This window comes from Thiomicrospira sp. R3 (assembly GCF_029581415.1).
Taxonomy (GTDB): domain Bacteria; phylum Pseudomonadota; class Gammaproteobacteria; order Thiomicrospirales; family Thiomicrospiraceae; genus Thiomicrospira.
The window spans coordinates 1824947-1851642 of sequence record NZ_CP121121.1 but is presented as its reverse complement, the minus strand read 5'-3'; the positions used below and the strand labels follow the sequence as shown (position 1 = coordinate 1851642).

Sequence of the window (26696 nt, the reverse complement as noted above, 5' to 3'; positions counted from 1 at the left end):
TATTTATTGGACAACTTATGAATTTACATATTTACAATACCGAAACCCGTCAGAAAGACGCATTTAAACCGATTGTGCCCGGCAAAGTGGGCATGTATGTCTGTGGCGTTACGGTGTATGACTATTGCCATATCGGCCATGCGCGGGTGATGGTGGTGTTTGATACGGTGGTGCGCCATATGCGTGCACTTGGGCTAGAGGTGAAGTATGTGCGCAATATCACCGACATAGACGACAAGATTATTAACCGTGCTTTTGAAAACCAAGAATCGGTTCAAAGCCTCACCGAACGTTTTATCAGCGCCATGCACGAAGATGAAACCGCGTTGAATATTTTGCGCCCAGATATTGAACCCAAAGCGACTGATTTTATCCCGGAAATCCAACAGCTAGTGAAAACCCTCATCGACAAAGGTCATGCTTATGCAGCGGATAATGGCGATGTCTATTTCAAGGTGAAATCCTTTGATTCTTACGGCCGTTTGTCCGGTAAAAAGCAAGACGAGCTGGAAGCGGGTGCGCGGGTCGAAGTGAATCCGCATAAACAAGACCCGATGGATTTTGTATTGTGGAAAGCCTCCAAAGCAAACGAACCCGCTTGGGATTCGGCTTGGGGGCAGGGTAGACCGGGTTGGCATATTGAATGTTCGGCCATGTCGGGTTCGTGCATTGGCGAGCGTTTGGATATTCATGGTGGCGGGATGGATTTGCAGTTCCCCCACCATGAAAACGAAATCGCGCAATCGGAAAGTGCGCATGGCGAACATTATGTTAATACCTGGATGCATGTTGGCTTTGTGCGTGTGGACAACGAAAAGATGTCCAAGTCGCTGAATAACTTTTTCACGATTCGTGAAGTGCTCAAAGACTATCACCCTGAAGTGATTCGTTATTTCTTGTTGTCGAGCCATTACCGCAGCCCGTTAAACTACACGATTGAAAACCTAGACATTGCCAAAACCAATCTTGCGCGTTTATACACCGCGCTGCAAGCTTCGGAACCAGGCCTGGTAGCAGAAGGTACTGAATTTGAAGCTAAATTTAACGAGGCCATGGATGATGATTTTAATACCCCACAAGCGATGGCGGTGTTGTTTGAACTGATCAAAGAGGTCAATAAAACGCAACAACCAGGCCTGGTGGCTTTGCTGCAAAGCCTAGCAAACCGTTTAGGGTTATTGACTGAAACCCCAGAGGCTTTCTTTAAAAACCAAGTCGGCCAAGCGCAGGGGTTGAGTGATCAGGCGATTGCGGATTTAATAGCGCAACGCACTCAAGCTCGCACCGATAAAAATTGGGCGCGTTCTGATGAAATACGTGATGAGTTATTGGCGCAAGGCATCGAGTTACTCGATAGCAAAGAAAGGACAACTTGGCGTCGAATATAAGCTCAAGCCCCTACTGAAGACCTGGCCACCAGGAGGGCATAGATTTAACTTATACTGGCATAAATTTACTTGACACTTTGGTGGGAGCTTAATATAATGGAGGCTATTCATGTTTCTTCATGAGTATCCTCCTTTAGTTATCTTTATAAAAGATAATTTTAAGCCCGGCCTTGAGTCGGGTTTTTTTATGCCTAAAATTTATCTAGCGTTTATTGGTGGCATGAGAAAGGACAGTCTTACCTTCTCTTGGTTAAGCAGAGCTGAAAAAATGATTTGATGCTCGAGTACCGCTTTTACATACTTTCTTGTTTCATTGAAAGGAATGGCATCAATCCACTGGTCGGCGTCAAGTGGGGCATGGTGAGGAAGCCAATCATTCACTCGTCTTGGTCCGGCGTTATAGGCTGCGGTTGCCTTAACACTATGGCCATCAAATTTTTCCATTAGGTAGTGTAGATAAGCAGAGCCTAATTCAATATTAGACTGGGCATCGGTAAGATTTTGGTAGGTTTGCCTTGAAAAACCACGTTTTTGGCCTATATAGCGTGCTGTAGTGGGTCTTAGCTGCATTAAACCCACTGCACCTGCAGATGAGCGGATATCCGTTTGATAAGCGCTTTCTCTCCTGATGATGCTATAAATCCAGGCAGGATCAAGTTTGTTTTTTTCTGCATTTTGCATAACCAGTTGCTGATAAGGCGTTGGAAACCTGAGTTCGAGTAAGTCCCATTGTTTTCCCTGGGCTAAGGCTTGAAAACTAAAAACATAGGCTTGCCATTGATGCGCTATTTGAGCAATGGCGGTTAAATCTTGTTCATCTGCCGTTTGTAACAGATGCCTCCATTCTCGACTGGCATTCACTCGCCAGCCAATCGCTAGTAGGTTTTCTATTAAGTCGAGTGCGGGGTATTTGTTTTGAACTCTGGCGAGCTGTTCAGGTGTAGAAAGGGCTTGGCTTTTAAGGTTGTAGGGCTGTGCAAGTTGGTCGGAGGCTAAAAAACCATAATAGCTGCGTTCGTTGGCGAGTTGTTTATAAATGAAGTGAGCTTGTTCCGGCTGATTGAGCTGAGCTAAGGATCTAGCTTGCCAATATTGCCATTTAGTGGAGCGCTGCTCAGCCAAATCCATCATTTGTATTGCTTGGTATAAACTGCGCCAGTCTGACTGACGCAGTGCAACTTGTGCCTGCCAACGCAGCGTATCTTGGTCGGCAGATTGTTGGTTATAGTTTTGTAAGAAGTATTGGGCTTTTTCATCATAACGAAAGGCTAATCGAAGACTGATGGTGCGCTGAATCGCTAACCTTTCATCCGTCCGGATGCTATAACGCTGCTGATGCAAGTCTAAAAGCTGGCTAGCTGTTTCAGGCTGTTGGTTCGCTAATCGACTTAAACTATGTAAAAATATTTTTCTATTTATAAAAGCGGAATCGAGGCTAGGAAGTTCGGTGATGAGTTTTTCAGGATGGGTATGAAATTCAATCCATTGATGAACCGCTTGGCGATCAACTCTGGATAAATGATTAGCCAGTAACCTGGCAACGTCAACTTGATTGGCTTGAAATGCATGTTCAATTTTTTGCCAAATAAGCCAGCCAGGTAATTGTTTCGTTTTAAGCAGGTAGTTTTCAAGGGGTTGGCATGCGTCGGTTGGTGTAAGTTGGTCAAGCCATAGGTCTCGAACGTCTGAGATAATTAGCGCTTGCGGTTGTTGATTTATTTTTGCTTGATAACGCCAACACTGGAAATCCTGGCCTGTAAATTCAGCTGACTCACTGTATTGCATAAAAGCAGACCATTGCTGTGTTTGGGCAAGATGACTTAACCATTGTTGGTAAAGACGGTCTGATATGGCTAGATGGCGATTTTGATCAATAAACCCCTTAATGACGATCGATGAGGTACTATCTAAGTTTCGAATAATATCTTGGTATATAAAAATAGGTTGGAGTGGGTGACCGTCCAATCTTGTGCGAATAAGACTGGCATTAACACGGTCAGCATTTTTAAGATATTCCACGCCCGCTAGGAAGTCTTTTTGTTGAAGCGTTTGGTTAGCTAGCGTTAAAGTTGGCATTAAAACAAACAATATAAACAGTTGTTTTAATATAGAAATTTTTTTTAACATACGCTCCTATGTCACGTAAAACTTAACTTCTTCCAGGAATACGCAATACTTGTCCCGGGCGTAGAAACTGATTTTGATTCATATTGTTATAACGCATTAAGTCGTTGCTAGTGATATTGTAATTACGTGCGATATCCCAAATAGTATCGCCTCTGCGGACGGTGTAAATGTTATTGGGTCCGGCTTGCCAAATATCGAGTTTTGTTCCTGGGCGGATTAAGCTCGCATTGGATAGACGATTCCAGTTAAGCAGTTCGTTTACGGTTACGTTATAACGCCTTGCTATCACCCATAGACTTTCACCTTCGCGTACCTGATGTTCAATTTTATGGCCAATTTTACCCTGTCTAATTTCTAAGGTTTGCGCAATTTGTAGTGGCTGTCTAGGGTTTAGATTATTCCATTTAATTATGTCATTAATGCTGACGCCATATTGTTGGGCGATCACGGATAAGGACTCGCCACGTGCAACCTGGTGACGGTGGGCATTTGGATTGGATGCACTTCGGCTCGGTGTGCTTGTGCTTGCAGTATTCTGCGCTAAAAGCGTTCTTGGTGTTTCGTTTGCTGGAATCGGAATCAGTAGCGTTCGTCCTGCTCGAATGGTGTTGCCATGAATATTATTCAACCGTCTAATTTCGTCAATCGATGTTCCATAACGTAATGCAATAGCGCCTAGTGTATCACCCTGCCTAATTTCATGACGCGCCCATTTTATATCAAATAAACGACTGTTATTTGCTAAATTTTGGTTAAATTTAGCAAGGTTATTGATCGGTAAAAACAAGTGATGCGGGCCTTCTGGTGGTGTAACGGTTTTTAAATAACCTGGATTGAGATGTTTAAGCAACTCGTTCGACACCCCTGCCATTTTAGCGGCCTGGTTCAAGTCAATTTGACGGTCCAACTCAACCAATGCGAGATAAGGTTCATTCTGAATGGGTTCAATAGTAAGATTATACTTTTCTCTGTTTTTTATTAGATAGCTAACAGCAAGCAGCTGTGGGACATAGTGACGGGTTTCAGCGGGTAAGTAAGGGCGGATTGACCAATAATTGATTTCGGCATTCGGATTAGCGCGTTTTAATCTGGCTGTGGCTTGTAAAATACGACCATAACCTGCGTTATAGGAGGCTAGCGCTAAAAACCAGTCTTGGTTATTTCGGTCATAGAGGGTTTCTAAGTAATCAAGCGCCGCATGGGTACTTAGATAAATGTCCTGACGACCATCAAACCACCAGTTTTGATGTAACTCAAACATGCGTCCGGTGGATGGAATAAATTGCCAAAGTCCTACCGCGCTCATATTGGAGCGAGCATAGGGATAAAATGCACTTTCAATTATCGGCAACATAGCCAGTTCATAAGGCATGCCACGTTCATTAATCGCATCATATATAAAGTACAGATAAGGACTAGCTCTTACAGAAATCCGCTCAAGGTGACGTGGGTTATTTAAATAAAAAGCGATATACTCTTGAAAAAGGTCTTGATGACTTTCCATTAATTGGAAATTTGAAGCTAGCTCATCCCACAGGTTTTCATAGGGTGTATCCGGTTCTAGTTCAAACGGCATAGCTTGGCTTTGTTGTTTTATGAGTTGGTCAAAAGCCAGCTCTTCAAGATTGAGTTGTTCGGTTCTTGCCAGATAGTGTTGAGCATGTTCGGCCCGCTGTTGATCTTGGCGTTGCTCCACAGATTCACTAATAGATGGGCTCGATCTATCTGATTTAATAAGCGGTAGACTGGTTTGACAACCTGACAATATAAGGCTACCCATTAAAAAAGCGGGTAATAATAAAATACGTGGGTTCAATGGTTTTTTATCCTTATTAAATGACATCGAGTTCACCTGTTTTATCGAGCTGATCTTTCCAGGCACGACAGCTAGCAAATAAGTCGCTCTCAGTGAGATTTGAAGCTTGTTCTCGGCTAGTTAATCGCCCAGCAAGCGGCTCAAGGTCAAATCGCATAAATGGATTGGTCTTTTTTTCAAGGCTCAACAATGAGGGCACACAGTCTTGGTTTTGGCGGCGCTGTGCACGCACTTGATCAAGACGTTGTTGGATCTCAATATTGTCTGGTTCTGCTAGGTTGGCGAAATTCATGTTACTGAGGGTATATTCGTGGCCACAATAAACATGGAGTGAATCGGGTAGGGCGCGCAGCTTGAGTAAAGAGTCGGTCATTTGCTGGGCCGTTCCTTCAAATACCCGTCCACATCCACCGCTAAACAAGGTGTCACCGCAGAATAAGACTTGGTCATTATAAAAGGCAATGTGATCTAAAGTATGGCCGGGCGTTTCAATAACCTGAAAACAACTATTGGCAATGAATAGTTTGCCACCCTCAGCGACTCGATCAGTAATGTAGGGTTTTTGCATTAAACAACTCGCATAAACACTTGATTCTGGGTAGTTTTTTAGCAACTTTTCTACACCGTCGGTATGATCGTAATGGTGATGGGTTAACAGGATTCCGGCTAGATTGAGGTTTAAATGCGCTAAACGAGCCAACACAGGTTCAGCTTCGCCCGGGTCTACTACCCAGGCCTGCTTATTGGATTCTATTAGCCAGATATAGTTATCTGCTAAGGCATGTATGGGATGAATAGTGAGGCTCATAAGTTTTGTTTTTACGTTTGAGGCTAGGCATAACCAGGCCTGGTTGTTACAATGTTAAAAAATAATTTTTAGCATTGTACCTTTAACCTCATGGTTTATCAAAAAAAACACAGCGTGTTTTAAGGAAAATTGTGCAAACTCATCGATTTCAAGCTTTTTTAAGAGAATGGTTTTCTTCGCGTGTTGGTGCGGCTTTATTTGCACAAGAACGCGATTTGGTTGAAAAAGAACTAGCACGCTTGTTTGGTTATTACTTGTTGCAAATAGGTCATATTTCATCATCAGGTATTTTGAGTACAAGTCGAATTAAAAATAAAATCATTATTGATGATCAAGCACTTTTTACGGCAGAGCAGTTAGTGGTTGCTAACTTAGACTTTCTGCCTTTTAAAGCTGAAAGCGTTGATGTGATTGTCATGCCTCATACCCTTGAATCAGTACCTGACCCCTATCATCTTGTACGCCAAGTTGACTCGATTTTAAGGTCTGAAGGCGCGTTAGTTATAACCGGGTTTAATTCGATTGGCTGCACTGTTTTACGAAGCCGACTGGGTTCAGCACGTAAAGATTTGCGCAAGGCACATTTTATTAACATGCACCGTATTATTGATTGGCTCAACCTGCTCGGTTATGAAATAAAAGTGGCTAAACATGGCCCAATTTCTTGCCTGGCTAACCGTAAAGGTCGGCTCGACAGTTGGTTTTGGAACACTATAGAACGCTTTGAACGGTGGCTGGACAAGGTAGGTATTCATTTTGGTAATGTTTATATTATCGTGGCGAAAAAACGTGATATTACGCCAAAGCCCGTTGGTCTAGATTGGAAATTGGCAAACTGGTTACCCTTATCCAATAAGGGGCGCGTGGCTGCATCCTGTGAGCAGCATAAAATAGTTAACAAACAAGATGTACAATAAGGGTAACTGATTGAAACAGCTAGTAGAAATGTTTACGGATGGTGGATGTAAGGGAAATCCTGGGCCAGGAGGTTGGGGTGCATTATTACGCTTTAATCAGATTGAAAAAGAGCTGAAAGGCTTTGAAGCCGATACCACAAATAACCGGATGGAATTGATGGCGGCGATTAGTGCGTTTGAAGCACTTAAACGTCCATGTCAAGCGATTATCACCACGGATTCTCAGTATGTTAAAAACGGTATTACGCAATGGCTGACGAATTGGAAAAAACGAGGTTGGAAAACCGCGAATAACAAGCCTGTTAAAAACCAAGACTTATGGCAACGATTAGAAGCCGCAATGGCTGGACACCAGGTCGAATGGCGCTGGGTTAAAGGTCATAGTGGGCATGCTGAAAATGAACGTGTCGATCAATTAGCTAACCGGGCGATTGATGAGTTATTAGCACAAACATAAAAGGATTAAACATGTTGAAAAAATATTGGGCATTGGGTTTAGTGATGGTGTTTTCGGTCAATGTAAATGCATTAGAAATCAAGGGTGAGCTGGTTCAGGGTAATTGGGTTCAGCTTATTGTCGAGCCTAATAGTCAAATACACTTTGAACAGCGGACTTTAACTGCCGATAACGACGGGCGGGCATTGATTGCTTTTTCACGTGATGCCAAGCCCCAAAAAACATTGATTGTGACCAATAAACAGGGCCAGGTAACCGAGCATAAGTTGTCGATTGCACAACGTGATTATATTATTCAACGGATTGATGGTTTGCCTGCTAGGCATGTTACGCCTGATGAGGCAACCTTGGCAAAAATTCGTGAAGATGGCCGTAAAGCGGTTGAGGCTCGAAAAATTGACTTACCCACGCCTTATTTTTTAGGCGGATTTATTTGGCCTGCTGAGGGTTGGGTGACGGGGGTGTATGGTAGTCAGCGTGTTTTAAATGGTCATCCACGTCGTCCACATTTTGGCGTGGATATCGCTGAAGCGACCGGCACTCCGATTTATGCGCCCGCTGCAGGCGAAGTAACGCTTGCAGAATCAATGGAACTCAGTGGTAACACTTTGTTTATTGATCATGGCTACGGATTGCGATCTGATTTTATGCATTTAGAGGAGATATTGGTCGCTTTGGGTGATCAAGTTGAGCAAGGTCAGTTGATTGCAACTATGGGGGCAACCGGACGTGCGACCGGGCCTCATTTACACTGGGGCATGAGCTGGTTTGATGTTCGATTAGATCCTGCTTTATTATTCAACCTTGATCGCACCTTGGCTCGCGGTGCACGTATTCAAAACAATCAGGTTATTTGGGATGACTAAGTTAACGAGTCAACCAAAGGGTTAAGCAGGCCTGGTTGTAATCTTGGCCTGATTATCCCTTTTTCACCCCCTAGTTAACTTCGCATAATGTATATTATGTTAAATTGGATAATTGACATATGTAACCACCTTACCCCACCATCAATTTTTCGATTTTTATAGCTTCTCGATTTAATTCTTTAGAATTTCATGAATCCGCTCTGCAGGTCTTGCAATCACCGCTTTGTTATTAATAACAACTATCGGACGCTGAATGAACTTAGGATGTTGACTGAGTATTGCCAACCAGGCCTGGTCATCACGCTCATCGTTAAGATTAAAGCCCATCGCTTGAAATAACACTTCGTCGCTACGAATAATGTCCGTTGGTTTACAACCCAGTAAGCTACAAACTTCGGTTAACGCCTCAACGGATGGCGGTTGCTCTAGATAACGAATTTCTTCAACCTGAAACCCCTTTTGGTTTAAGATTTGTAACGCGCCACGGCTTTTTGAACATTTTGGGTTGTGATAAATTTTTGCGTGTTTGGTATTCTTTTTAGACATAATCACTTCTCATTAAATTTTGTCGTTGTTTTCCTCTTGATCTAAACGCTGGCTTAATGCCGCTTCCACTGCATCCAGCCGTGACTTACAGATTTGATACGCGCGACTGGCTTCATCCACCATCGGTACAAGTTGATCAATATCCACCTCATCGGTTTGGGTTAATTGATTCGCTATCTGCTGTAATTTGGCGTAGTTTTCTTTAAAACTCTCAGCTTTTGTGGTTTTGCTCATGGTTTAAGGGGTTCCTTGTTGGCTTGAATTTGAGAGGGTGTTTTTACCGGACAGACCTGAAGATCGCCATCAGCGAACGCTAGCTTAAACCTATCCAGTTTTAGAGCCTGCTTTGCTGAACTAATGGGTTGGTTGTCTTGTGTTTTTGCCAATGCAAAGCCACGTTTTAGCTGGGTTTGTGGACCTGAACTCAAGATAAAACTTAATGTTTGTTGGCTTTGCTGACGGTAATAGATAACGGCTTTTTTTGCGTTGCATTGTATCTGGTGCTGTTGCTCTAAAAGCTTAGACTTTAAACGTGAAAGCGGTAGCCTAGCTTGTCGCTGTATTTGCTGTGCAAGCGCATCTAAATGAACTTTGTTGAGCGCAAGATGCTGTTGGCTTTTTGATTGAATCTGCGTGAATAGAGGTGAAAGCTGGTGTTGCCAATAGAGCAAGCTGCGTGATTGATTATTTTCAAGACGTTGTTTTAATTGATTTAAGTTGGCACGGGCGCTATGAAAGCGTTGCAGCGCCCCACTTTCAATTTGTAACCAATTATCCTTGGCTTGCTTGGCGTGTTGGCTAATACGTTGGCTAATGCCATAAATCACTTTGCTGGGGGTGTCAAACCGTGTATGCGCTACTTCATCAAGAATGGTGTTATCGCGTTCATGCCCAATACCGGTTAACACCGGAATCGGTATTGCGGTTAGGGCCTGGGCCAGTTCGTATTGATTGAGTGGGTTTAAATCCAGTTTTGCGCCCCCACCACGGATAATAACCAAGGCATCAAACGGCTGTTTTTGATGGATAGCGTTGAACGCCCTAAGAGCAGCGAGAAGCTCATCACGCACCTGGTCACCTTGAAACGCGCTGTGAAAATACACAAACTCACATAACTGATGCGCCTGAAGGCCATCCGCTTCCGCACGAAAATCGCCTAATCCGGCTGCATTAGGCGGTGAGATCACCGCAACACGAAAAAAATCTTGGGGCATAACAAGCCGCTTATTGGCGTGATAAATGCCTTCTTTAATCAGTTTTTCGCGGATAGCGATTAGATTCGCTTCAATTTCACCTAGGGTAAAACTGGGGTCGATATCCTGTATAACCAAAGAAAACCCAAACTTTTCATGGAAATTAACCTGTACCTGAACCAACACTTTTTGTCCGTCTTTCAGGGAGCTACCGGTAATTTTTTCAAATTGAGTTAAGAGTTTATCTGTACTGGATGCCCAAATCATCGCACGACAGCTGGCCAAAGCCTGCCCTTGATCGTTGTTTTCACTCAACTCCAGATAAATATGGCCACGACGTTCGTTCAGATTAGCAATTTCAGCTCTGACCCAAATGGCTTGAGAAAACTGTGCCTGTAATTTAACGTGCACTTCATTTAACAGCTGACTCAAACTAAGGCTATTTTTTTCAGTCGATGGGTTAGGAACGGCTTGGTCCAACAAGTCAATTTGTGCGCCGGATTGAGTTTGCGGCAACCAGGCCTGAAACAGCGTTAAATCAACGCTTTCCACATCGGGAACATACCATTTTTTTTTCAGCGGGTCCCAACGTGCGCCCTGCTGTTTGGCTATTTCTTTTTGAGCAAACGGAACCTCAAGATACAGCATGACTGGCCTCATACTCGGCTTTGCGCTGAATTTCGTGTGCAATAATTTGATAGGCTTGCTCAACCACCTCAATGCCCGCATTGGGTTGACAGGCGTGTTCGGATAAATAACGTCGCCATAATCGTCCACCACCACACCCGTGGAACAATCCCATCATATGACGGGTAATATGACTTAACCGTCCGCCTTGAGTTAGATGGGACTCTATGTAAGGATAAAGCTGAGTTAACACCTGCTGACGGCTAAGCGCACTGGGCGGAGCCCCATAATAAAGTGAATCCACTTGGGCTAATAAAAAAGGTTGTTCGTACACCGCACGCCCTAACATAACGCCATCAACTGGCGCCAAATTCTCATAGGTATCAAGATGTACCAGGCCTGCTTGGGGTGTTTTTATGCCGCCGTTTACGGAAGTTTCTAATTGAGGAAAGGCTTGCTTGACCAGATGCACCCAAGCGTAATTAAGCGGCGGTACATCACGATTTTCTTTGGGTGAAAGCCCTTGCAACCACGCCTTGCGTGCGTGAATAATCACCCCATCCACGCCTGCTTCAACCAAGCCGCCCACAAACTCGATCAGCGTTTGCAGATCTTCTTGATCATCAATACCAATACGACACTTAACCGTAACAGGAATCGATACCGCTGACTTCATCGCGCCTACCCCTTCAGCAACAAGCTTAGGATGACCCATCAAACAGGCACCGATAAGATTATTTTGGACCCGATCACTCGGACAACCGACGTTCAAGTTAATTTCACTATAACCCCATTGCTCACCAAACTGAGCACAGGTAGCTAAATCAGCAGGATCACTCCCACCCAGTTGCAAAACAACCGGTGCGTCTATCGGATCATGACCTAAAAAACGAGGCAAGTTGTTACCATAGATCAACGCACCGGTGGTCACCATTTCAGAATACAACCAGGCCTGCTTGGTGAATTGTCGATGAAACACACGACAATGCTTATCCGTCCAATCGAGCATCGGCGCCACCGCAAAGCCGCTTGCGCTGGTTAAGCCTTTGGTTAAGGCTTTCTGGGTCGAGCCTGTATTGATCAATGGAGTCACATTTAGTCCTGTAAAAAGTTAAACGTTAGAATTATACAAGTTAGCCTTAAGATTTCATAGGGATGCCGGGGCGCACTGTCATAAAAGCGCAAACCAAGTGTCATTAAGGCGTCATGCTTAAGGTTCACAATAAGGATTATTTACCGATGAGATGACTCATGCTAAACCTAGAAAAGACCTTGGAAGATCGTTTTCCAGAATTTAATAAAAAACCCGGTGCTAAGTTAATGATTAAATTACTTAAAGCACTCACTCATCAAGATGAAATTAATCAGTTTATCGACACCCATCAACACCTGCGTGGTTTTGCGTTTTTAGATAAGGTTTTAGACCATTTTAACTTTAGTTATCAACTCAGTTCACGCGAACTAGGGCATATTCCTTCTGAAGGACGCGTCATTATTGTCGCCAACCATCCTATTGGCTCACTCGACGGGCTTGCTTTACTGAAAATGGTGCGTGCAGTGCGCCCTGATGTGCGGATTGTTGCCAATGATTTACTCACTCAACTCGATCCCATTCGGTCGTTATTTATTCCCGTAGATAATCTGTCGGGTAAGGTATCACATAAAACTCAATACAAAACCATGTTAGCCGCATTAGAGAACAATGAGGCCATCATCATTTTTCCGGCAGGTGAGGTATCCCGCATCCGACCGAATGGGGTGCGCGATGGTAAATGGAAAACCGGATTTATTCGTTTAGCACAAAAAACCAAATCCCCTATTTTACCCATTTTTATTGAGGCACGAAACTCGGCCTTATTCTATAGCTTATCTGCCATTTACAAGCCATTGGGTACCGCACTATTAATTCAAGAAATGTTTAACAAGGATGATAAAGAAATCGCTTTCCATATTGGCAAACCGATAAGCTACAAATCCACTCAAGGGCTTAATTTAGACGAAAAAGAGCTTGCAGCGCGTTTTAGGAAGCACCTATATCGTCTTAATAATACAAAGAAAATGGCAAAATCGCCCTTGTTTGATGGTGAGATGACGGTGGCGTATCCAGTTGATCGAAAAGCCTTAAAAAATGCCTTAAAAAAAGCCGAAAAACTGGGGCAAACAGCGGATGGAAAAATCATATACCTCTATGACTACGAAGACGACTCGGCAGTGATGCACGAAATCGGCCGCTTACGTGAACTCACCTTTAGAACCGTTGAAGAAGGCACAGGCGGTTCGCTCGACCTAGACAAATACGATAGCTATTATCGTCATTTAATTTTATGGGATGAAGAAAATCTTGATATTGTCGGCGCTTATCGAATAGGCGAAAGTCAAAAAATACTGAAAAATAAGGGCAAAGCTGGGTTTTACACCCACAGCCTATTTAGCTTTAGTGAGGCGCTTAATGACTACCTACCCCAATCGATTGAATTGGGACGCAGTTTTGTTCAACCACGTTATTGGGGGCTACGCAGTTTAGATTATTTGTGGTATGGCATAGGCGCCTACATCGCTGCACACCCTGAGGTTAAATATCTGTTTGGACCCGTCAGCCTGAGTGCTGGCTACCCTGAGCAAGCCAAGCAAAAATTAATAGGCTTCTATCAGCAACAGTTTGGTTCTTGGCAGCACTTGGCTCAGGCCAAACGTCCTTACCTGCTGAGCGACGAAACTCAAAATCAAGTAGAAGCAGATTTTACCCAAGACTATGCTACCTGCTTTAAACGCTTAAACCATCAACTCGACCAACTGGGCGTTAAAGTTCCCACACTATACAAACAATACAGTGAGTTATGCGATGAGCAGGGCTGTCACTTTATTGCATTTAGCGTTGATGCGGATTTTGGTCATTGTATTGATAGTTTAATTATGGTTGAGCTTGACAAGATAAAAGCAAAGAAAAGACTGCGTTATATCAAAACCCAACCATGAAAAAAGTTAAGTCTCTTGCAGAACCTCTTGGGTTTCGCTTTGGTCTTGGGTTTCACTTGACCAGCGAATAAGGTGAATTTCGCCCTGCTCATCTTCAATTAACGCACTAAGTGATTCCACCCAATCTCCACAGTTATAATAGGTGACGCCATAATCAAATTGGCGAATTTCAGGGTGATGAATATGCCCACAGACTACCCCTTGAACCTGTTTTTGGCTGGCTGCTTTAGCAACCGCCTGTTCAAAGTCGCTAATAAAGTTAACTGCTCTTTTGACCTTGTATTTTAAGTAGGCCGATAACGACCAGTAACCAAAGCCTAACCGACGACGAGCAGCATTAAACCAACGGTTTATCGTTAATACGGTTTCATAAGCCCAGTCACCCAAAAAGGCTAACCAACGATGGCATTGAACCACGCCATCAAATTGGTCGCCATGGATTACCCAAAGTTTCTGACCATTTTTGAGGGTAAAAATATAGTCGTCGGTGAGTAAGATATTGCCGAACTCTATCCCCGAATAGCGACGCATAATATCGTCGTGATTGCCCGTAACATATATCACGCGAGTACCGCGTTTCGCACGGGTTAAAATTCTGCGCACCACATTGGTATGGGCTTGAGGCCAAAACACTTTTTTTCGCATCCGCCAACCATCAATGATGTCGCCAACTAAAAATAAGGTATCGCAATTATAGGTTTTAAGAAAATCGGCGAGTTCATCGGCTTTCGCACCTTTCGATCCGAGATGCACATCTGAAATCCAAATAGTCCTTACTTTTACTGGAGTATGCTCTGCTTGTTCAATCGGCGTTTCAATATCCTGCATCCATGCAGGTATTTTAGGCATCTGTTTAGCCATATTTCAGTCTCACCTTATCAACTTCAATACATACTAGAGTTTATTGATGAAGTCGGCATGACGACAAAATGAAGCTTTTATGACCTTGCCTGCATGTCACAAATAGTTCATATAAACCCTTTAACATCAATACTTAAAAGGACTCGATCAAGATCAATATGAATACTTACCCTATAAAACGTCTTACCCTGGTTACCGATGCTTGGCAGCCTCAAGTGAATGGTGTGGTCACGACTTTGTTTCAGCTGGTGCAACACCTACAAAAGACAGGCATTGAGGTCGATGTTATGCACCCCTATGACTATCACTTTTTTGGCTTACCGACTTACCGTGAAATCCCAATTGTATGGCAAGCTAAAAATCTTGAACAGCGTATTGAACAATTTCAACCCGATGCGTTACATATTGCTACAGAGGGCAGCTTAGGTTGGCGAGCGCGGCGGTGGGCAATAAAAAATAAGGTCGCTTTTACTACAGCGTATCACACTAAATACCCTGAGTATCTGCGTCAGCGTTTTCCTATCCCAGCAAAATGGACGTATCAATTACTCGCCCACTTTCATCAGGCTGCTCAACGTACATTTGTTCCAGCACAGGCTATTTTGACTGAACTCACCGTTCGAGGTTTTAATAATCTTGTGATGATGAGTCGGGGCGTCGATCAAACTGTTTTTAACCCAACGCAAGCCATTGAGCTACCCTATCCCAAGCCTATTTTGCTTTATGTTGGCCGCATAGCGGTAGAAAAGAATCTAGAAGCCTTTTTAAACCTACCTATTGCAGGTACCAAGCTATTAATTGGTGATGGCCCAGCTAAATTACATTTACAAAAGCGCTATACCCATGCCCATTTTATTGGCGTCAAAACGGGTCAAGAACTAGCACAGTATTATGCAAGCTCAGACGTGATGGTTTTTCCTTCTCTGACAGATACATTTGGTTTAGTCAATATTGAAGCCATGGCCTGCGGAACGCCTGTGGCTGCCTTTCCGGTGACCGGCCCAATAGATATTATTACTCATGGACTTAATGGAGCATTAAGTGAAGATCTTGAAGACGCGGTGGAAGAAGCCTTAGGGCTTGATCGTGATGGGATCGCACCGAGTGTCGCACACTATGATTGGTCCGAAGTCTCCCATGCCTTTTTGAATCATCTCGCATTTATTGCACCGAGTGAGCAAAATAACGATGAAACCTCCAACAGAATGTAACTTAAAAATAGGCAGCTGGTTTTTATCCGCCCTTCTCTACAAAATTTAAACCGACCCATTATGCAAACCAATGCGCAAACGTTAACTCAGAACCGCGCCAGCAAAAAAGCTGTTTTACCTTAACCAATGGTCTTTATAAGTTTCTTCAATAAATTTTACGCTGGACGGAGGCTAACATGAACAACGAACACACTGATTTGAAGACAAGTTTACTTCATTATCTTCAAAATCAACTTGACCGACGTTTTACCACTAAACAAGACTATAACCGTGCCGTTGCCATGGCAATTCGAGATCATTTAATGCCCGCTTGGCGTGAAACGCTACATCGTCATCACCATCAAACCCAGCGCCATGCTTACTATCTGTCAATGGAGTTTTTAATTGGCCGTTCGTTAATAAATAATGTGCAAAACCTTGGGATTGAAAATGAGGTCACCCAAGCATTTAACGAACTTGGTTTATCGCTTGAAGAAATTCAACAAGCCGAAATGGATGCCGGTCTGGGTAATGGTGGACTCGGTCGGCTTGCAGCCTGTTTTATGGACAGTTGTGCTAGCTTAGATCTACCGGTCACAGGTTATGGTTTGCGTTATGAATATGGACTATTTCGTCAATTGATTAGAAACGGACATCAAATTGAAACGCCTGATTGCTGGCTTGATTTTAATAGTTACCCCTGGGAAATTAACCGTAAAGAATACACTTGTAAAGTAAAATTTGGAGGTCACAGTTGGGCTCAAAAAGATCCTGATACTGGGCGTTTAATAATCACCTGGCAGCCAGATGAAGAAGTGTTAGCGGTTCCGTTTGATGTACCTATTGTGGGTTACAGAAATGGCACGGTGAATACTCTTAGACTTTGGGATGCTAATGCTACTGAAGCCTTCAAGCTAGATGATTTTAATGCTGGCTCCTATTTTGAAGCCGTGGCAGAAAAAAACAAGGCTAAAAACATCACTATGGTGCTTTATCCAAACGACAGTAATGAGAATGGTAAATCACTAAGATTACGACAGCAATATTTCTTGGTCTCCGCCAGCTTACAGGATGTGCTTATACATTGGGTTAAAAAACACGGTCAGGACTTTACTCAGTTTGCTCAATCTAATGTATTTCAACTCAACGATACCCATCCAAGCTTAGCCGTTGCTGAATTAATGCGTCTGCTAATAGACCGCTACCAGCTTGATTGGCAGCAGGCCTGGTTAATCGTTAGCCAAACTATGGCCTATACCAATCACACCTTGTTGCCAGAAGCCCTAGAAGCATGGCCGCAAAGTTTAATGCGTCAATTACTTCCGCGTCCACTTGAGATAATTGAAGAAATTAATCGCCATTTCTTGGTTAAGGTTTCCTATAAATGGCCTGGAGATCTTGACAAACAACGTGAATTATCAATTATTGATGACAATGGCACGATCAGAATGGCGCATCTTGCCATTGTTGGTAGTTTTTCAGTTAATGGGGTTGCGGCGTTGCATTCAGAGCTGTTAAAAAACAAGATTTTTAACTCGTTTTATCAACTTTGGCCGCATAAATTTAACAATAAGACCAACGGAGTCACGCCGCGACGTTGGATTGCTGCGGTAAACCCTGAACTACGCAACCTCATCAATGAAACACTCGGCACGCACTGGCTTAGCGATTTAAATGAGCTAAAGCACCTGGAAACCTATCAAAATGACGCTTCGTTTTTAGCGCATTGGCGTAGGATAAAACAAAATAATAAACAACGACTTGCTGATTACCTGACCAAAGAAACCGGGATTGAGCTTGATATTCAAGCTATGTTTGATGTTCAAGTAAAACGGATTCATGAGTATAAACGTCAACTTTTAAATGTGCTTCATCTTATCCATCTTTATATTCAAATAAAAAATGGACACACTGAGAACTGGACGAATCGTGTTGTTATTTTTGGCGGAAAAGCGGCGCCAGGGTATTGGATGGCTAAACTCACTATCAAATTGATCAACAACCTGGCTGAAATCATTAACAAAGACCAGGATGTTGGCGATAAATTAAAAGTGGTTTTTTACCCTGATTATCGCGTTTCTGCCATGGAAATGATCTGCCCTGCTACCGATTTATCAGAACAAATTTCCACCGCAGGCAAAGAGGCCTCAGGGACAGGCAACATGAAGTTTATGATGAACGGTGCACTAACTATTGGCACACTCGACGGAGCCAATGTTGAAATTTTAGAGGCCGTGGGTCAAGACAACTTTTTCTTGTTTGGTTTAGAAGCCCCTCAAATACAGGCTCTAGCCGGTCATTACCAACCCCAGATGCTGATCAACCAAGATCGCGATCTTAAAGCCGTAATGCAACTCCTTGAGGTTGGTCATTTTAATCTGTTTGAACCTGGGTTGTTTAACCCCCTGCTGGACTCTTTAAAAGATCCTTCAGATCCCTGGAAGACACTAGCTGACTTTCGTAGTTACATTGATGCGCAAGCCTTGGCGGCCAAAACCTATCTTGATCAAGAAAAATGGTCAAAAATGAGTTTGCTAAACTGCGCTCGCAGCAGTTGTTTTTCCGCTGATCGTACAATAAAAGAGTACAACAAGGATATTTGGAAGCTTAGCTAAAAAAACACGTTTTATTTTAATTTAACCTGGATCTTTTAATATGAATAACTTTGAGCAGACCAGATCCTAGCTATGAGGACTATAAAATGACTTTGTTTGAAAAACTTAGTATTAAAACACGTTTAAGCTTAAATGTTATTTTAAGCTTGGTTTTTGTCGGCATCGCGGTATTCAGTGGTTGGTTGGCGACAGAACGAGCGGCAGAACAGGCACAGACGCTTTCGCATCAACAAACAACCACTACGCAGAAAGTAGCCGACTTTCATAAAAAATTTATCACAACGCTTCAGCAATCAAATACTTTTATCTTAACTAATGATACTGGTGAGGGCGAACGATTTAACCTTTTAATTGACCAGCAAATTGACAGCCTTCAGTTACTTTTATCCGAATTCGGTGCTGATTTAGAGCGAAATGAGGCCGGCCACCTGATTCTCTCTAGTGTTGCGCAGGGTGAGCGTGCTGCGCTAATCAATACCCTAGTCATGATTGATAGTGATTTGCGTATGCTTAAAAACGCCACGAATGCGAATGTTTTTATGACCAATCGCATTAATGATTTACTAGAGTTTGGGATTAAACGGAGCGCGACAGGTTTACGTTCAGCGATTAATGAACTTGAAGCTTTAACAGAAGATAAACCAGACATGACTGAAGCCCTTAATCAATTAAAGCAACGTTTAGCCTCTTCACAACTTACCGTTGCCAACATGATCGCACTTAAGGACATTAATCTTAAAACTGAGTTTGATCAACAAGGTTTGGGGTTTAGTGCCATGCCATTAATAACTCAAATTAACGATGTATTTCAAGGCGATTTTTTTAACCAACAACTTGCTAGAAACCTTGAAAGAAGTTATGGCGACTATTTTGATTCATTTGGTGATATACGTGATACGCTCAATACGATGACACAAAACAATACCAGTCTTGCTGCCTTATCAGAACGCAGCAATATGACCTTGCTAGGGTTAATGACCGATCTGCAAAACCAAACCATTGAGTCCTTATTACAACTCGAAAAAAGCAGTAAGCAAATGGCGAATTGGTTGCTGGTAATAGGCCTGGTCGGGTTGGTTATTGTCTTGATCGCCAATATTCTGATTAGCCATTCTATTGTAAATCCACTAAAAACCATGCAACAACAATTGGTTCAGGTTGCTCGATCGGGTGAATTTAAAGGGTGGAAAGCCATCCAGGGCAAGCACGAGTTAGCCGACATGAGCCGTGCACAGGCTGAGTTATTGCACGCTATTTCCCATGCATTGAATGAAATTGATAGCGTTAGCCAAGCGCTCGCCCAAGGCGATACCCAACAACGTATGTCAAACGACTATTCAGGCGATTTAGCACACCTTAGCCAAGCTTTTAATCAAAGCTTGGCGTCTGTAGAAAACACGCTGAATGAAATCAGTATAGTCAGCCATGCCCTTGAACAGGGTGACTTAACAAACCAAGTAAAGGTAGAAAAGCATCAGGGTCAATTTAAAAACGTACTGAATGCGATGAGTAATGCAATTGCTGTGCAAAAAACGGCAATTAATGATGTCCGTCGAGTCACCCATGCCATGCGTGAAGGGCAATTTAACCAACGGGTAACGATTGAAATGCCTGGTGAATTGCACAACCTTAAGCGTTATCTTAATGAATCGCTTGAGCGACTTGAACAAGCCATTAACAACAAAGCAGAATCACTACTAGCATTTAGTCAAGGGGACTTTTCCTATGAATCAACCCATCAGTTCGAGGGTAAACTTCAAGAACTCAATAGTCACATGAGCAATATGGCGCAAAGTATTAGCCACATGTTGCAGGATGTAAAACAGGCCACCGACCATGCGGTTCATGGTATGAAAGAAATTAGCTCTGGAAACCAAGATCTTAACCAACGGGTTCAAAAGCAAGCCATTGCTTTGCAAAACACGAGCGCTAACATGTCTGTAATGATGGGCTCTATTCGCGCTACGCTGAACGAATCACACCAAGTTAGCCAAACCTCTGACCAGGTTCAGCAAGACTCGGCTTCAGGTTTGATCATAGTTGAACAAATGGTAAATGCGATGCAAGGCATTCAAACGGCCAGTAAAGAAATCGCTGAAATTACTGGGTTGATTGACAGTATTGCATTCCAAACTAATTTGTTAGCGCTCAATGCAGCGGTTGAAGCGGCGCGAGCTGGTGAAGCGGGACGTGGCTTTGCCGTTGTGGCTACTGAGGTTCGAAGTCTTGCACAACGTTCTGCCAAGGCCGCGCAACAAATTAGAGGTGTGATCGAAATTAACCTGCAAAGCATTGACAAAGGTATGGCCCTTAGCCAACAAACCAAGGCTGTTTTTGAACAGAACACCGCCTCAATTGAGCGTGTAGCAAAGATGATTGTAAAAATGAATTCGGCCTTGAAACAACAAAGCCAAGGGATTCACGAAGTAACCGATGCATTAAATGAAATTGATCAAGCAACACAACAAAATGCTGCGCTAGTGGAGCAAATTGCTAGCACGTCTTCCAGCATTATTGAAGAAGTTTTAGGGCTTGAACACAAAGTGAGTAGTTTTAAATTGCGTGATAAAAAAATATTAAATGCTGCCTAGTATTCAGCTATTGGATTTTCTACGCTGAGTCAAGATTCGATCGAGTTGATTGGCGAAGGCTTGGCGGTCTGATTGATTAAAGGCCGCAGGGCCACCGGTTTGAATACCGCTGGAACGCAAACTTTCCATAAAATCACGCATAGTTAAACGTGCTTTAATATTGCTTTCGGTATAAAGTTCACCACGAGGATTAATAGCCAAAGCCCCTGCTGCGACCACTTCAGCCGCAAGCGGAATGTCTTGGGTAATAACCAAATCATCGGGCGAGAGTTGTTGCATAATTTTGTTGTCAGCAACATCAAACCCACCGGGCACTTGCATAAACTTAATCAACGGATTACCAGGAATTTGCAAAGTATGATTGGCGACTAAAATGGTTTCGGTTTGGGTACGAATTGCCGCTTTAAAAAGGATTTCTTTAATCACAACCGGGCAGGCATCCGCATCAACCCAAATTTTCATTGCTTAGCCTGTATCGCCTGGCACCAGGCCTGGTTGTCTAAATACCATTGCACGGTTTTACGCAAACCGGATTCAAAGGTTTCTTGCGGTGTCCAACCCAGTTCACGCTCAATTTTGCTGGCATCAATCGCATAACGTCGATCGTGACCCGGTCGATCAGCGACAAATTTAATCAACTCACTATAACAACTGGCGTTACCCGGTTCACAGGAATAGCTATCAATATTAGGATTGATTTCGGAAGGACTGAGCTCTTCCAAAATGTGGCATAACGTTTTGACTACCTCAATATTACGCTTTTCATTGTGCCCCCCTAGGTTATAAGTTTCACCCACCTTCCCTTCTCTAGCAACCAATAGTAACGCACGAACATGATCCTCTACATACAACCAATCGCGTATTTGTTGTCCGCGCCCATAAACCGGGAGTGGTTGACCCTTAAGAGCATTTATAATGGTCAGTGGAATCAGTTTTTCAGGGTAATGATAAGGCCCGTAATTATTAGAACAATTGGTCACCAAGGTTGGCAGTTCATAGGTACGAAGCCATGCGCGTACCAAGTGATCCGACGCGGCTTTACTCGCAGAATAGGGCGAACTCGGCGCATAGGCCGTTTTTTCGGTAAACAAAGGCGGTGTTGAATGACTTAACGGTGAGGTTGACGAAGCTGCATCATACATCTCATCAGGGTGCGGTAGATCCCCATAGACTTCATCGGTTGAGATATGGTGAAAACGAAACTGGGCTTTTTTTTCATCGCGCAACCTAAGCCAATAAGCGCGAGCCTGTTCAAGCAAGGTATAGGTGCCAACAATATTCGTTTGAATAAATTCAGCAGGTCCACTAATTGAGCGATCCACATGGGATTCAGCTGCAAGGTGCATCACAATATCTGGCTGGTGCTGGTTAAACACGCGATTAAGCGCCTGCGCATCGCAGATATCTACCTGTTCAAACACATAACGCGGATCACCAGAAACGTCGGCCACCGACAAAAGATTACCCGCATAGGTTAATTTATCTAGATTAACAACATGATAAGGCGTATTTTTAATAATGTGTCGAATTAAAGCTGAACCTATAAAACCGGCTCCACCGGTCACCAGTATCCTTAAGGGGGTAGTTTGTATCTTCATAGAACCTGCATAATGTTTAACCTGCTCTAAAGGCAGTTGGAGTTAACTTTTTCTTAATTTAAATAGACCAACAAGCTGGGTTAGGTGGTCAGATAACTGCCCAACCTTGTTACTAGCTGAGAGGGTATTGTGCGTGCCTTTATCGACCTGATCGGAAGTTTGGCTTACCCGTTGCAAACTCATTTCTACCAAGTCGGCCTGCTTGCTTTGTTGCAGACTTGACTCAACGATGTTTGAGTTTTTTTGATAAATAGTCGCAACCGATTGTTGGATAAAACTTAGGGTTTCACCTACATGATGCGCTTGAGTTACACTGTTACGGGCTTGTTCTCGCCCTTGTTCCATGACCAGCACCGCTTTTTTTGACACATCGACTAAATGCGCAATGTTCAATTCAATTTCTCGTGTTGATTCTTGAGTTCGGCTGGCCAAAACTCTTACTTCATCAGCCACAACCGCAAACCCTCGACCATTTTCGCCGGCTCGGGCGGCTTCAATCGCTGCATTTAACGCTAAAAGATTGGTTTGTTCAGCAATGCTTTTAATCACACCGATGACTTTTGCAATCTTAAGTGCATCCTGATCAAGCTGTTTAATGACCTCTGCAGCCGCTTCAACTTGCACAGCAAGCTGTTCGATATAGATCACCGACTCCTCAACTCGCTTGTAGCCCTTGCGTGCTTCACCATCCGTTGATTTTACAGCGGTTAAGGCATCTTGGGCTTGTTCTGTTACCTTAGCAAGCGATTGACGCATTGAGGCTACAGCTTGCACCATTTTTTTCGTATCGATCTTTTGACAGTCAACACCTTGCTGCGTAAGTTCAGCTTCATTAACCAACACCGAAGCGGCGTGATTCATTTGGCCAGAGGCTTCAGAGATTTGTTGCACCATTGAGCGTATATTGCTGGTCATTTTATTAAAACTATCAGACATTTCACCAATAAAGTCATGGCTTTCTATCGAACATTTTGCACTTATATCGTTGTGGCTAACTGCATTCGCAACTTCACCTATATGCTCAAAATGTCTCAGTAACACTTTGTTTAATAACCAATAATTAAAAAGGCCAATAGTGATTCCTACCAGAATGCAAGACATAGCAAACCAGATAAACACTCCTGGCTTCCACACAACAAAAAAATAGGCAAACAAAGGGAAAATAAGCCCTATTGAGAAGCCAAAACCAACAAAGGCCAGCAGCATATTCCGTAAGATACTAGGCTGCTTAAAATTAGTGTTAATCGATGTCAACGATCTTATCCCCGCTGGATGCGTTTAAAAAGTGTATACCTAACAAACAAGCAAACAGCGAGCCATAAGTAGCAATAAAATTAGGTTGCTGAATTATTTAGCTTGCTGCTCGGGCGGTAATAAAATCTAAGGCCATTTGTAGGCGTATTAAACAGCGTTGTTTGCCAATTAAGGCGGCCGTGGCATCAATCGACGGCGATTGACCCGTTCCCGTAATCGCTACACGCAGTGGCATCCCGACCTTGCCCATGCCTATTTCAAGTTCGTTTGCGGTATCTTGAATCGCTTGATGAATAGCTTGGGTTGTCCACTCTTTAAGAAAGGTCATTTTTTTCATCACTAAGACTAAGGCTTCTGCCGCCACAGGACGCAAGTGCTTTTTAGCCGCATCGACATCAAACTGCTCAAAATCTTGGTAAAAATAAACCGCACTATCCGCCATTTCAATAAGTGTTTTTGCACGTTCACGTAATAAGTCCGCGACCTGATCCAAAGCAGGTCCTTGCGTTAAATCACAGCCACGCTCAGCCATAAACAGCGACAAATGACGCGACAAATGTTCTGCAGGCGCGTCTTGGATGTGTTGCTGGTTTACCCAGATGCACTTATCGTCATTAAAGGTTGAAGGCGCTGAATTAACCGAATCCAAGCAAAACGCTTCGACCATTTGATCTAAACTAAAAATTTCTTGGTCACCGTGTGACCAACCTAAACGCACCAAATAGTTCAACAAGGCCTCAGGCAGATACCCCTTTTCCTTGTATTGCAGAACGCTCACCGCGCCATGACGTTTTGATAAGCGTGCACCGTCTGGACCTAATACCATCGGAATATGGGCATAGGTTGGAATCGGCGCACCAAGGGCTTTGAGAATATTAATTTGACGTGGCGTGTTATTTAAATGGTCATCACCGCGAATAACGTGGCTAATACCCATATCCCAATCATCGACGACAACCGATAAATTATAGGTCGGTGACCCATCTGATCGAGCAATAACAAGGTCATCAATTTCACTATTTTTAATGGTGACTGTGCCTTTAACCTTATCTTCAATTACCACTTCGCCATCTAAGGGGTTTTTGAAACGTATAACAGGCTTAACGCCCTTTGGTGGTGTACCGGTAAAATCGCGATAGCGTCCATCATAACGGGGCTTTTCGCCTCGTTCACGTTGTTTTTCACGCATCACATCCAACTCGTCTGGCGAGGCATAACAGTAATAGGCGTCGCCTTGATCCAAAAGCTGTTGAATGACCGCTTTATAACGATCAAGGTGGTGTGTTTGAAAAAACGGCCCTTTGTCGTAATCTAAACCCAACCAGGTTATGCCTTCTAAAATAGCATTAACGGATTCTTGGGTTGAGCGTTCTAAATCTGTATCCTCAATTCGTAGAATAAATTCACCGCCCATTTTACGGGCATAAAGCCAAGAAAATAAGGCCGTGCGCACACCGCCAATATGTAAATAACCCGTTGGGCTTGGGGCAAATCGAGTACGAATCACAACAGACTCCTAGATATATCTTAAAATTAAAGCCGGATTATACAGCAACCAGGCCTGGCGCTGCAGCGCATTCAGTTACTAGCCTAACAAAATAAGCCTCTTCCCCCGCTTGTCCCAGATGTTCGACGAAATTACCGGCAACACCAAAAACAGCTATGTTTTTAATCTCGTCGCTGAAATCTGCATTAAACGCCATCCTTGTCAGCGCCAGGCCTGCTTGTTGTTAGAAGGCTGTCTGGCATGGATTTAATATAAAGATCATGCTTGCTATAAGGAATCTCAATATTGGCCTCGGCAAAGCATTTAAAAATTTGTACATTCAAGCTGTCCAATACCCGCGTAAGAATCTCCGGGTCGGCAATCCATACCCGCAGTGAAAAATTTAACCCCGATGCACCAAAGCCTAAAAACCGCACTTGGGGAGCAGGGTCCTGTAAAACCATAGGCTCTTTCGATGCGATATCCAATAGAATTTCACGGACTAGATCTATATCTGACTCATACGACACGCTAACGTTTGCACGCATCCGCATGCTTACAAACCGCCCGGAAGATTGATTAACCACCTTGCCATTCGCGATAACTGAATTGGGGATATTAATTTCAACATCATCACGGGTAAGAATACGTGTAGATCGAAGACCGATTTGAGTGACCTTCCCCCTGTCAGCGCCATCTATAATGATATAGTCACCAATTTTGTACGGTGAGTCGGCCATAATAAACACCCCAGATAAGATATTCGCAATCGTATCACGTGCCGCAAAACCAACGGCAATACCTATCACACCGGCCGATGCCAACCAGGCAGTCATATTGATATTCCAAGTTAGGAACAATAGATAGACAATAACCATCACAATAATAACGGCGGATAAATTATCTAACAAAGGCAGGGTTTGCGGTTTGATAAAAGAGCCTTGTTCTTGCAAACTACTTTGATACTTAAGTGCAAACTGTGAACCGCGATAAATAAATTGACCCCAAACAATAATGTTAATGGTTGTTAGGATGCGGTTAGCCAAAAGCAAAAAGTGTTCAGCTATCTCAAACTGCAAGGTCAACATCGCACTGATTGAAATAAACACCACCGTCACCATGATGGGCAATCGAACATTGCTCAACAAAAAGCACAGTACCTGTCGATCTCGACTACATGCCCAACGTTTTGGCCCCAAAACAGTCAACGTATTAATCATCCAAGCAGCAATGATCGCCAGAGTTAAATAACTCAAGGCTAAAAAAATAGGGTGAACCAGCCCGATGCTATGCAGTGCGTTTTCAATCATGGTATCGATCTCAGCTATTAAAATTTGATTAAGCAATAATTGTGGGCCAAAACACTTTGTTTTTCCAGTT

The 26696-nt window shown here is 43.3% G+C and carries 22 protein-coding genes; 8 read left to right on the top strand and 14 right to left on the bottom strand.

The window, feature by feature from the left end; genetic code table 11:
- Positions 1–17: 17 nt before the first annotated feature.
- On the top strand, positions 18–1388 hold the full coding sequence (gene cysS, locus P8S55_RS09455) for a cysteine--tRNA ligase (protein ID WP_289223959.1): 1371 nt from the start codon (positions 18–20) through the stop codon (positions 1386–1388).
- 198 nt (positions 1389–1586) lie between these two features.
- Here cysS and P8S55_RS09450 read toward each other — a convergent pair whose 3' ends face one another.
- From P8S55_RS09450 to gloB, 3 genes are read right to left on the bottom strand one after another with little or no spacing between them, the layout of a single operon-like run.
- Positions 1587–3515, bottom strand: a complete 1929-nt coding sequence (locus P8S55_RS09450) for a lytic transglycosylase domain-containing protein (RefSeq protein ID WP_289223958.1) — start codon at positions 3513–3515, stop codon at positions 1587–1589.
- Positions 3516–3537: 22 nt separating this feature from the next.
- Complete coding sequence (locus tag P8S55_RS09445) at positions 3538–5358, bottom strand: LysM peptidoglycan-binding domain-containing protein (RefSeq protein WP_289223957.1); 1821 nt, start codon at positions 5356–5358, stop codon at positions 3538–3540.
- Positions 5348–6139: a hydroxyacylglutathione hydrolase gene (gloB, locus tag P8S55_RS09440; RefSeq protein ID WP_289223956.1), complete on the bottom strand. Its 792-nt coding sequence runs from the start codon at positions 6137–6139 to the stop codon at positions 5348–5350. The genes P8S55_RS09445 and gloB overlap by 11 nt, the downstream gene beginning before the upstream one ends.
- Before the next feature lie 131 nt (positions 6140–6270).
- Here gloB and P8S55_RS09435 point away from each other — a divergent pair, with 131 nt between their 5' ends.
- Genes P8S55_RS09435 through P8S55_RS09425 form a run of 3 tightly spaced genes read left to right on the top strand, consistent with a single transcriptional unit; the run spans position 6271 to position 8379 of the window.
- Complete coding sequence (locus P8S55_RS09435; RefSeq protein WP_289223955.1) at positions 6271–7056, top strand: class I SAM-dependent methyltransferase; 786 nt, start codon at positions 6271–6273, stop codon at positions 7054–7056.
- Between the two features lie 28 nt (positions 7057–7084).
- Complete coding sequence (rnhA, locus tag P8S55_RS09430) at positions 7085–7513, top strand: ribonuclease HI (protein ID WP_289225330.1); 429 nt, start codon at positions 7085–7087, stop codon at positions 7511–7513.
- Positions 7514–7524: 11 nt separating this feature from the next.
- The gene (locus P8S55_RS09425; RefSeq protein WP_289223954.1) at positions 7525–8379 is read left to right on the top strand and encodes a M23 family metallopeptidase; all 855 of its coding nucleotides are present in this window, start codon (positions 7525–7527) and stop codon (positions 8377–8379) included.
- Between the two features lie 171 nt (positions 8380–8550).
- Here the strand turns inward: P8S55_RS09425 and arsC are convergent, their stop codons facing one another.
- The 4 genes from arsC to dusA are packed head-to-tail and all read right to left on the bottom strand — an operon-like array spanning position 8551 to position 11838.
- Positions 8551–8925, bottom strand: a complete 375-nt coding sequence (gene arsC, locus P8S55_RS09420; RefSeq protein WP_289223953.1) for an arsenate reductase (glutaredoxin) — start codon at positions 8923–8925, stop codon at positions 8551–8553.
- Between the two features lie 12 nt (positions 8926–8937).
- On the bottom strand, positions 8938–9159 hold the full coding sequence (xseB, locus tag P8S55_RS09415; protein ID WP_289223952.1) for an exodeoxyribonuclease VII small subunit: 222 nt from the start codon (positions 9157–9159) through the stop codon (positions 8938–8940).
- Positions 9156–10766, bottom strand: coding sequence for an exodeoxyribonuclease VII large subunit (gene xseA, locus P8S55_RS09410; RefSeq protein WP_289223951.1), 1611 nt, complete (start codon positions 10764–10766; stop codon positions 9156–9158). Before xseA ends, xseB begins: the two co-directional genes overlap by 4 nt.
- Complete coding sequence (dusA, locus tag P8S55_RS09405; RefSeq protein ID WP_503010315.1) at positions 10753–11838, bottom strand: tRNA dihydrouridine(20/20a) synthase DusA; 1086 nt, start codon at positions 11836–11838, stop codon at positions 10753–10755. Before dusA ends, xseA begins: the two co-directional genes overlap by 14 nt.
- A gap of 158 nt (positions 11839–11996) precedes the next feature.
- On the opposite strand from dusA, the gene olsF reads away from it, so the two are divergent.
- Positions 11997–13721, top strand: a complete 1725-nt coding sequence (olsF, locus tag P8S55_RS09400) for a bifunctional ornithine lipid synthase OlsF (RefSeq protein ID WP_289223950.1) — start codon at positions 11997–11999, stop codon at positions 13719–13721.
- Between the two features lie 6 nt (positions 13722–13727).
- Here the strand turns inward: olsF and P8S55_RS09395 are convergent, their stop codons facing one another.
- Entirely contained in the window at positions 13728–14582 is an 855-nt protein-coding gene (locus P8S55_RS09395) for a UDP-2,3-diacylglucosamine diphosphatase (RefSeq protein ID WP_289223949.1), read from the bottom strand.
- Positions 14583–14740: 158 nt separating this feature from the next.
- Between P8S55_RS09395 and P8S55_RS09390 the strand changes: the two genes are divergently transcribed.
- The 3 genes from P8S55_RS09390 (at position 14741) to P8S55_RS09380 (ending at position 20978) form a co-directional block, all read left to right on the top strand.
- Entirely contained in the window at positions 14741–15793 is a 1053-nt protein-coding gene (locus P8S55_RS09390; protein ID WP_289223948.1) for a glycosyltransferase family 4 protein, read from the top strand.
- A 176-nt stretch (positions 15794–15969) separates the two neighbouring features.
- Positions 15970–18387, top strand: a complete 2418-nt coding sequence (locus tag P8S55_RS09385; protein ID WP_289223947.1) for a glycogen/starch/alpha-glucan phosphorylase — start codon at positions 15970–15972, stop codon at positions 18385–18387.
- Positions 18388–18473: 86 nt separating this feature from the next.
- Entirely contained in the window at positions 18474–20978 is a 2505-nt protein-coding gene (locus tag P8S55_RS09380) for a methyl-accepting chemotaxis protein (protein ID WP_289223946.1), read from the top strand.
- 3 nt (positions 20979–20981) lie between these two features.
- Here P8S55_RS09380 and P8S55_RS09375 read toward each other — a convergent pair whose 3' ends face one another.
- The 6 genes from P8S55_RS09375 to P8S55_RS09350 form a co-directional block, all read right to left on the bottom strand.
- Positions 20982–21440, bottom strand: coding sequence for a YaiI/YqxD family protein (locus P8S55_RS09375; RefSeq protein WP_289223945.1), 459 nt, complete (start codon positions 21438–21440; stop codon positions 20982–20984).
- Positions 21437–22576, bottom strand: coding sequence for a dTDP-glucose 4,6-dehydratase (gene rfbB / locus P8S55_RS09370; RefSeq protein WP_289223944.1), 1140 nt, complete (start codon positions 22574–22576; stop codon positions 21437–21439). The genes P8S55_RS09375 and rfbB overlap by 4 nt, the downstream gene beginning before the upstream one ends.
- 42 nt (positions 22577–22618) lie before the next feature.
- Positions 22619–23617, bottom strand: coding sequence for a methyl-accepting chemotaxis protein (locus P8S55_RS09365; RefSeq protein WP_289223943.1), 999 nt, complete (start codon positions 23615–23617; stop codon positions 22619–22621).
- A gap of 310 nt (positions 23618–23927) precedes the next feature.
- Positions 23928–25337 carry a glutamate--tRNA ligase gene (gene gltX, locus P8S55_RS09360; RefSeq protein ID WP_289223942.1) on the bottom strand — a complete coding sequence of 470 codons (1410 nt, stop codon included), beginning with the start codon at positions 25335–25337 and terminating at the stop codon, positions 23928–23930.
- 37 nt (positions 25338–25374) lie between these two features.
- The gene (locus tag P8S55_RS09355; RefSeq protein WP_289223941.1) at positions 25375–25533 is read right to left on the bottom strand and encodes a hypothetical protein; all 159 of its coding nucleotides are present in this window, start codon (positions 25531–25533) and stop codon (positions 25375–25377) included.
- Complete coding sequence (locus tag P8S55_RS09350; RefSeq protein WP_289223940.1) at positions 25523–26626, bottom strand: mechanosensitive ion channel family protein; 1104 nt, start codon at positions 26624–26626, stop codon at positions 25523–25525. The genes P8S55_RS09355 and P8S55_RS09350 overlap by 11 nt, the downstream gene beginning before the upstream one ends.
- Between the last annotated feature and the right edge of the window lie 70 nt (positions 26627–26696).